Origin of the sequence: Burkholderia semiarida (assembly GCF_029268935.1) — a bacterium.
GTDB classification, from domain to species: Bacteria; Pseudomonadota; Gammaproteobacteria; order Burkholderiales; family Burkholderiaceae; genus Burkholderia; species Burkholderia semiarida.
On sequence record NZ_JAHLCL010000007.1, the window covers coordinates 40,058 to 48,650 of the forward strand.

4 protein-coding genes are annotated in these 8,593 nt (G+C 55.7%); 2 read left to right on the forward strand and 2 right to left on the reverse strand.

Going from position 1 to position 8,593, the window contains the following annotated elements; genetic code table 11:
- Positions 1-155: 155 nt before the first annotated feature.
- Positions 156-5,129 (forward strand): DEAD/DEAH box helicase, encoded by a 4,974-nt coding sequence (locus tag KPB06_RS13185; protein ID WP_275920455.1) that lies wholly within the window; start codon positions 156-158, stop codon positions 5,127-5,129.
- Between the two features lie 148 nt (positions 5,130-5,277).
- On the opposite strand, the gene KPB06_RS13190 is transcribed toward KPB06_RS13185, so the two are convergent.
- Entirely contained in the window at positions 5,278-7,863 is a 2,586-nt protein-coding gene (locus tag KPB06_RS13190; protein WP_275920456.1) for an AAA family ATPase, read from the reverse strand.
- Between the two features lie 56 nt (positions 7,864-7,919).
- Positions 7,920-8,060: a hypothetical protein gene (locus KPB06_RS13195; protein WP_198105328.1), complete on the reverse strand. Its 141-nt coding sequence runs from the start codon at positions 8,058-8,060 to the stop codon at positions 7,920-7,922.
- A gap of 271 nt (positions 8,061-8,331) precedes the next feature.
- Here KPB06_RS13195 and KPB06_RS13200 point away from each other — a divergent pair, with 271 nt between their 5' ends.
- On the forward strand, positions 8,332-8,511 hold the full coding sequence (locus KPB06_RS13200; RefSeq protein WP_420831940.1) for a hypothetical protein: 180 nt from the start codon (positions 8,332-8,334) through the stop codon (positions 8,509-8,511).
- Positions 8,512-8,593 lie beyond the last annotated feature (82 nt).

An 8,593-nucleotide genomic window follows, 5' to 3' on the forward strand; every position in this document is an offset into this window, starting at 1 on the left:
TCTCCCGATACTTGGCTGGGCAAGGTCACGGATCATTTCTGCACAGCACACGCCGCAGGCACATGTCGGGCTCGGTGCCGTTCCGCTACGCTAGGCCGAAAGGCATAATGTCGGCTTCGTGGTTTCATCGCCACAATAACAAGCGACTCAGCACTATGACCGCCCTCGAAATGCTTCTCGACACCTTCCGCCAAACCGCCATTACCGAAAGGGAGAAGGGAACCTACTTCGAAGAGTTGATCGTCACCTATTTGCGGAATGAAGCCACATACCGCGACCTGTACAGCGACGTATGGACTTACTCCGAATGGGCCAATCTGCAAGGGCTGGACAAGCGGGACACGGGTATTGACCTTGTGGCGAAGACGCGCGGCACGGATGAGTTCCATGCGATCCAGTGCAAGCTGTTTGCACGAGAATACAAGGTCCAGAAGAGCGACATCGACAGCTTCTTCACGGCATCGGGCAAGAAGCCGTTCACACGCCGGATCATCGTCGCAACGACGAATCATTGGAGCGAGCACGCCGAGGATGCGTTGCTGGATCAGCAGCCACCGGTTAGCAAAATCGACCTGACCGCCCTTGAAGAGAGCCAGATCGATTGGTCGCGGTATCAGCCGAAGACGGCACCGGTCATCAAAGCGAAGAAGCGGTTGCGTGACCATCAGACCAGCGCGTTGAACGCAGTCGTTCATGGTCTGGACGACTCCGACCGTGGCAAGCTGATTATGGCTTGCGGGACAGGGAAGACGTTCACCAGCCTGAAAATTGCTGAAGCCTTGGGCGGTGCCGGCAAGCGGGTACTTTTCCTTGTCCCCAGCCTGTCGCTGCTCTCACAATCCCTGACTGAATGGACGCAGGAGAGTGAGACGCCACTTCATAGCTTCGCGGTTTGTTCCGACAGCGACGTTGGCAAGAAGCGCAAGAAAGAAGACGACATGGTGCAAACCTTCGTCCATGAACTGCGCTATCCAGCCACGACGGATTCAGCCCGATTGGCGGCTGAGATGGCGAAGCGGCATGACGGGTCGCACATGAGCGTCGTTTTCAGCACGTATCACTCAATCGACGTAATCAGCCGTGCGCAGAAGCAGTTTGGGATGGCCGACTTCGACCTGATTGTCTGCGACGAAGCGCACCGCACGACTGGCGCGACGTTTGGCGACGATGACGAAAGCACCTTTGTCCGGGTTCACGACGCCGACTACATCCGCGCCGCCAAGCGCCTGTACATGACGGCGACGCCACGCATCTATGGGGATTCAGCCAAGGCCACGGCTGAACGGGACAACGTGGCGCTTTGTTCGATGGATGACAAGGCACTGTACGGCGACGAACTGTTCGTCATCACGTTCTCGGAAGCCGTCAAGCGCGGGCTGCTGGTGGATTACAAGGTGATCGTGCTGGCGGTCGAAGAGACACACGTCAACCGGCGTCTGCAAGACCTGCTGCGGGACGAGAACAACCAGTTGAAGGTGGACGACGCGGCCAAGATTGTCGGCTGCTGGAAGGCTCTGTCCAAGCAAGGGTTGACTGAAGACTTGGTTGGCGACGGCGATCCCATGAGCCGCGCGGTGGCCTTCTGTCAGGTCATCGAAGTCTCGAAAGGTGCCAAGTCGCACAAGGTCAGTTCGAAACAGATCGCCGCAATGTTTCAAGCGGTCGTCGAAGCGTATCAGGAATCGGAAGAGACAGAAGAATTTGAACAGGCGGCCCGTCTTCACTGCGAAGCCGAACACGTTGACGGTGGCATGAATGCCAGCGAGAAGGAAGCGAAGCTGGCATGGCTGAAGGCCGAGACGCCCGAGAATACCTGTCGCATTCTCAGTAACGTGCGCTGCTTGTCCGAAGGTGTCGATGTCCCCGCACTGGATGCCGTGCTATTCCTGACGCCGCGTAACTCACAGGTTGATGTGGTGCAGTCGGTTGGCCGTGTCATGCGCAACGCGCCCGGCAAGAAGCGCGGTTACGTGGTGTTGCCGGTGGTGATCCCGGCTGGCATCGAAGCGCATGAAGCCCTGAACGACAACAAGACCTATGCCGTGGTCTGGCAAGTGCTGCAAGCACTGCGTTCGCACGATGACCGCTTCGACGCGATGGTGAACAAGCTGGACCTGATTGGCCAGGACACCAGCAAGATGGAAGTCATCGCGATCACCGACAAAATTCAGAAGAAGCAAGCGAAGGGCAAGGGTCCAAAGAACAAGGACGCCGGTAAGGGCGGCTTCACCATCGGCGAAGCGGTCAAGAAGCGCACGGAACCGGACCAGCAGGAACTGCAATTCGAGATCGGCGAGATCGAGAAAGCCATCTACGCCAAGCTGGTCCAGAAGGTCGGCAACCGACATCACTGGGAAGACTGGGCGAACGACATCGCGAAGATCGCCCGCACCCACATCGACCGCATTGCGGCCATCGTCGAGAATCCAGCCAATGTGAAGGAACGAGATGCGTTCTGTGCGTTTGCCGATGAACTGCGTGATGACCTGAACGGCAGCATCACGGACGGTGAGATCATCGAGATGTTGGCGCAGCATCTCATCACGAAGCCGGTGTTCGATGCGCTGTTTGCAGACTACAGTTTTGCGAAGCACAACCCGATGTCGCTGGCGATGCAGCGCGTGTTGGACGTTCTGGATGAACATCGCCTGGACAAGGAAGCCGACACGCTAGAACGGTTCTATGAGAGCGTGAAGCTGCGGGCCGAAGGCATCGACAATGCGGCGGGCAAGCAAAAGATCGTCGTCGAGCTATACGACAAATTCTTCCGCAACGCTTTCCCGAAGATGACCGAACGGTTGGGGATCGTGTATACGCCGGTCGAAGTCGTGGACTTCATCATTCACAGCGTCGGGCATGTGTTGGAGACCGAATTCGGCCAGACGTTGGGTAGCAAGGGGGTCCACATCATCGATCCCTTCGTCGGGACGGGCACGTTCGTGACCCGCCTATTGCAAAGCGGTCTGATAAAGCCGGAAGAACTGCCGCATAAATACAAGCACGAAATACACGCTAACGAGATCGTCCTGTTGGCGTATTACATTTCTTGTATCAATATCGAGTCGGTCTATCACGGCATCGTTGGCGGCAAGTATCAGCCGTTTGAAGGCATCTGTCTCGCCGACACCTTTCAGCTTTACGAGAAGGAAGACTTGGTTGACATCGCATTGGCGCAGAACAGTGCCCGGCGCAAACGGCAAAAGAAGCTGGACATTCGCGTCATTTTTGGCAACCCTCCATATTCGGTTGGTCAGGCCAGCGCGAACGACAACAACCAGAACGTTGCGTACCCACATCTCGATAATCGTATTCGCGTCACGTATGCGGAGCGATCTACTGCGACGTTGAAAAATGCTTTGTATGACAGCTACATTCGTGCAATTCGATGGGCTAGTGATCGTATCGGCGACAGCGGTGTGATCGGCTTTGTGACCAACGCGGGCTTTTTGGAAGCCAGCACTGCTGATGGTCTGCGGCAATGTCTCGCTGAAGAGTTTTCTAGCGTCTACGTGTTCCATCTGCGGGGCAACCAACGAACTTCCGGCGAACGATCACGTAGAGAAGGCGGTAAGATTTTCGGTAGCGGAAGTCGTGCTCCGATTGCAATTTCATTGCTCGTCAAGAATCCGAGCGCCGCGCAGCACGGCCAGATTCATTTCCACGACATCGGGGATTACCTGACGCGGGAAGAAAAGCTCGAAAAAATTAGTGCGTTTGCAAGCATCGCGGGTATCACACAAGCGGGGGGCTGGCAAACGGTAACACCGGACAAGCATGGCGACTGGCTGAATCAGCGGGACGACCACTTTAGCGATTACATTGTCTTGGGTGACAAAGACTGTACCGAAACGAAGAAGCTATTTGCTAACTATTCGAATGGTTTGAAGACTCAGCGCGATGCGTGGTGTTACAACGCTTCTCAAGCGGCGGTGGCGACCAACATGGCTCGCATGATTGACTTCTACAACAGCGAAGTTGAACGCTTCAACCGGGCGCATGCAGGTCTGGACAAGAAGTCGCGAGAAGCGTTAGTGGACGGCTTCATCGATGTAAATCCTGAAAAAATCAGTTGGTCAGTCAACCTGAAACAGGAGCTTGTAAAAGGGCGGCGCTTTACCGCTGACGAGAGCGGAGAAATTGTGCCGAGCCTGTACCGCCCATTTGCGAAACAATGGTTGTATTTCAGCCGCCGCTTCAATGAACGGGTGTTGCAAATGCCACGTATCTTCCCGGATGTGAGGGTCGAGAACCGGGTCATTATGATTAAGGGTAATACAGCCGATGCCGGGCAAATTGCGCTGATGGTAGACAGGATTGTCGATCTTCAGCCCGACCGAGGCGTCCAATGCTTCCCGCTCTATCTGTACGACGAACCGGAACTAGAACCCGTCCACGAGCGACCACAAGTCGGGCTTTTTGATACCGTGCGACCCGTCGCCGTCGAACCCAAGCGCCGCGATGCTATCTTGGATGAAGGTTTAGCGCACTTTCAGTCCGCCTATCCCGGGGAACAAATCAGCAAGGAAGATGTTTTTTACTACGTTTATGGGCTGCTGCATTCGCCGGACTATCGCGAACGCTACGCCGACAATTTGGCGAAGGAGTTGCCACGTATCCCATGTGTCAAGAGTGCTGCTGATTTCTGGGCCTTCTCAAAGGCTGGCCGGGAGCTCGCTGACCTGCACGTCAACTATGAGACCGTCGAGACGTACCCGTTGCAGATGGAAGGCGGCGGTTTGCTATTGACCGATGCCGACTACCGGGTCGAGAAGATGCGGTATGGCAAGAATGGCAAGGACAAAGACCTGACTACGTTGATCTACAACGACAAGATCACTGTCACGGGCATCCCGCTGGAAGCCTATGAATATGTCATCAACGGGAAACCGGCGCTGGATTGGGTCGTCGAACGTCAATGCGTGAAGACAGATAAGGACAGCGGCATCGTCAACGACGCGAACGACTACGCCACCGAGACGATGAACAATCCGCGCTACCCATTGGAACTGTTCCAGCGGGTCGTGACAGTCAGCCTGGAAACCATGAAGATCGTGAAGGCGTTGCCGCGTCTCGATCTGCAGAAGCGGGAACCGGCCTCAGTCGTCTCTACGCTTGTGGAAGCTGGCTGAGGGCTCCGATCATAAAAGGCCAGCGGAAACGTAATACCCATTTGCCTGCGGGCTTTCTTGCCCGCAGGCAGCTTGGGCCGAACTCATTTTCAACGAAGGGCTGTTACCGCTGCCGTTGTTGGCGTAGGTCGTCTATTTCCTCTCGTTGCTAAGCTACCGCTCGCTTATCAAAATCTCCGATCCAATCGATCATCAGCTTGAGATCAGCGGCCAATTCCTCAACGCCGGGCAGGTTGGCGTCGACCTCGTCGGAATGGGAATGTTCGAACTTTGAATACTTCGTCATCATCTGATCGACGAGTACGCAATCTTCTGGGGTAATCTTCGCTAGTGAACGAATCTGCTGGGTCTGGACGGAGCGCCGAAACCGCTCGATTAAGCCGCTCAACATGACCTTTTCGACGGACCGCTCAACTAATATTCGAAAATCGCCGCAGACTGCCTTCATCTCATTGTCATACCCCGCATCGCCCCCATCCAGCAGCTTGCGCAAAACCGGTAACCGGTGATCGCGCAGCTTTGCGAAACCTTTGTCGGGACGCTCCCTTCTCACGTCGAGCGTATCCACCATGCCTACCAGCGTGCCCAGCCGCCGCAGTGATATGAATGCCCGTGACGGGAACGTACCACCCGTGGTTGCCGCGTTTTTACTGGCTTTGTCCAGCGCATCCTCCAGAAGCGCCAGCAATGAAAGTCTATGTGTAAAAACAATCACCTGCCGTGTACGCGACAACTCAACCAAGCGATCGGCAACGCGCTCTTCAAACTCCTGGTCAAGCGAGGAGATGGGGTCGTCGAAAACAAAAGGAGTTGGTTGCCCCGAGCCCGTGATGTCAGCAAGGAAGGCCGCCAACGCAACGATCCGGCTTTCTCCCTCGCTCAAAACGGCGTGCGCCGCAGCGTTCTGTTTCGTATCACGTAGCGTAAGCGTGAACGAGATTCGGCCCTTTCCCTCTTGCAGCGGCTCGGGGCTGACGAGAAGACGCTTTCCTCCAAGCACCGATATCTCCGCTAGGAAGCGCTCCTGATAGCCCTTCGCAAGCTCCTCGTCCGCCAAGTCGTTCTTCTTGCGGGTGAGTGCATGCGTGCCCGCCAACCGAATGGCATTTTCGATATTCTGGACTACGCCCCTCCGTTGGATTTCGGCATCCAGAGCAGCTTTCTGCTGCGCAATCCACTCGCGCGCACGTAGCTCCTTCAATGCTTTCTCGTGTTCGGCCTTTTTCCCATCTTTCTGTAACTCAGTAAGGATCGCTCCTTCTTTCCCCAGCGACGCAGTGAGCGCTGCAATTCCGTTATCCAGTTGCACCCAATTGATCGCCGGCAGCTCGGTTCCGAGAGCAGCTATCTCGGCCGCCTCACGGCGAGCTTGAATGCTTCCCAGCAAACTGTCGGCATCAATTGCCTCAATCTTCACTAGGCCGACATCCAACCGCCATTTGTCGACCGACGGCATTGCGGGCAACGCCTTGATCAGGGTATCGCGTAGCTTCTCAGCGGCCCTTGCGCTCGTCTCAAGCCCACCTTTTACATAGGCCTCAAAGTCCGAAAGCCTACTCCGCGAAGCTTCGTCGAGCGGCTGCTGGCACAAAACGCACTTATCCTCGTTATCATCGACCGCTGGGAACAATCGTTTTGGATAAGCCTGCTCTTCGGAATATTGCCGCGCCTGTTCCCACATCAGGCGCCAGCTTTGTTTGCCGACGCCGTCGAGCGGAGCGTTAGCAAACACCCGTTCTGCGTCGTCACTCGCAGCCTTCCGCTTCTCGGCTGCATCACGTCTGGCATTGAGAAGTGCGAGAAGTTTGTCGTCGGACAGGGCATCACGAAGGCTCTTCACTTCGCTTTCGAGCTGTGCGAGGAGTTTCTTCTGACGCTCCAACTCCTTCAGGCGACCAGAGATGTCCTGTTGCTTCAGGCTATTCTCGATCTTGAGCCGTTCGTCCGAGTCCGCATCCGTCCAGATGCACGCGGCCTCGATGGCGTCCCGCGTCGTTGTGGGTTTAATCGCCGCCCAGAATAGTCCCGATTTGGTGTCTGTGTGGTCTGGGGGTATTTGAGGAAGTTTTGTTGGTAACGCGCCCTTCCGTCGCGTTAACTCAGCGACCACCCGTTCTGATATATCGATCAGCGCCGAGATGAACCGCATGCGGCGCGGTTCATAAGACGCAACATTTTTGTCATTAACGTATGACGCCGCGACTGCAGAATCGAAAACGTGGATATGCCGGAGCTTGCCTGCGGGTCCAGTTGCCGCCGTCCATCCGATGACCTCGGACTTGCCATTGTGCGTAACCAGAAATTCAGCGGAAGGCTCAATGGGATTTGCGAGAAAGACGTTGGGAAGAAGGTCTGTTCGCGTTCGTGCGCCACACGCATTTTTCACTAGCCGAGCAAAACCCGACTTCCCGGCTCCGTTTGGGCCATAGACAATGGCGAAATCCTTGTTGTCGAAATCGAGCGTAGCGTCCGACCGGATCGCGTTGACTCCATTCACCTTCTCGATTTTAGACAATCTGATACTCAGGGCCGCGATCCCAGCAGCAAACGCACCTGTAGGTATCTTCTCGAATACGGCAGCTTGATCTTTCGACGCCTCGGCAAGACAGAGATCTGCAAGGGCGTTTATATCCTTGTCCTCCGGCGCTCGTTGCGATCCAAGCAACCGCGCAGCCGCTGTTTGCAGCCAGCGCGGACGCTCAGCCAACCAATCTTCAAATGAGTCTTTACTCATCCCGTCCCCCACGCAGTTGCGCCTTCGGTACACGCTGTGCCGAACTGTGCAGATTCTTATTTTGATTTCGGCTTGGTCTTTGTCGCACCTTTGCGCTGAGAAAGATCGGAAGCCGCCACTTCTTTTTGCTTTTTGGTGGACTTTGGATCGCGCAGAATCTTCGCCGCGTCAGACGCAGCTTTTTTCCCCGTTGCCATGGTCGCCCCTCAAGATGTTCTCATTCGGCTGGTTTTGCCGACTCCGATAAGCGTATGACCTCGCGCCTCGATTGACAAGAGCAACAGCTATCGATAATCGAATTCAAGCAACTAACCCGCTAGCGCTCTCTCGTTAGCCCGAGTCGCTGGCTCATTACGGTACACCGTAACGGGCCATGCGGCGGGTCGCTTGCGCATGGATCAACAGGGTCAACCGTGAATTTGATCCATGGTAGAATTGATCTACCAATTAAAGTGATCCACTCAAATCATGCGCAAACTCTATTACGGGCGGATTTCCACCACGGACGGCCAGTCCGCTGCGAGCCAGTACGAGGACGCTCGCGCCCACGGCGTGCAGGATAATGACGTTTTCATTGACGAGGGCGTGAGCGGCTATCACGTTGCCCCCGATGCGCGGGAGCAGTGGCGCAGAGCTGAATGGAGTTGACCCTGTAATCCCGGACACAGCGTCACACTAAGGTTGCTGACTCCATTGAGCGCCGGAACTCGCGAGGCGAGCGGTACTTCAG

Bases quoted from the DNA above. Each gene is read 5' to 3' on its own strand.
- KPB06_RS13185 (WP_275920455.1), top strand. From the start codon at position 156: ATGACCGCCCTCGAAATGCTTCTCGACACCTTCCGCCAAACCGCCATT.
- KPB06_RS13190 (WP_275920456.1), bottom strand. From the start codon at position 7,863: ATGAGTAAAGACTCATTTGAAGATTGGTTGGCTGAGCGTCCGCGCTGG.
- KPB06_RS13195 (WP_198105328.1), bottom strand. From the start codon at position 8,060: ATGGCAACGGGGAAAAAAGCTGCGTCTGACGCGGCGAAGATTCTGCGC.
- KPB06_RS13200 (WP_420831940.1), top strand. From the start codon at position 8,332: ATGCGCAAACTCTATTACGGGCGGATTTCCACCACGGACGGCCAGTCC.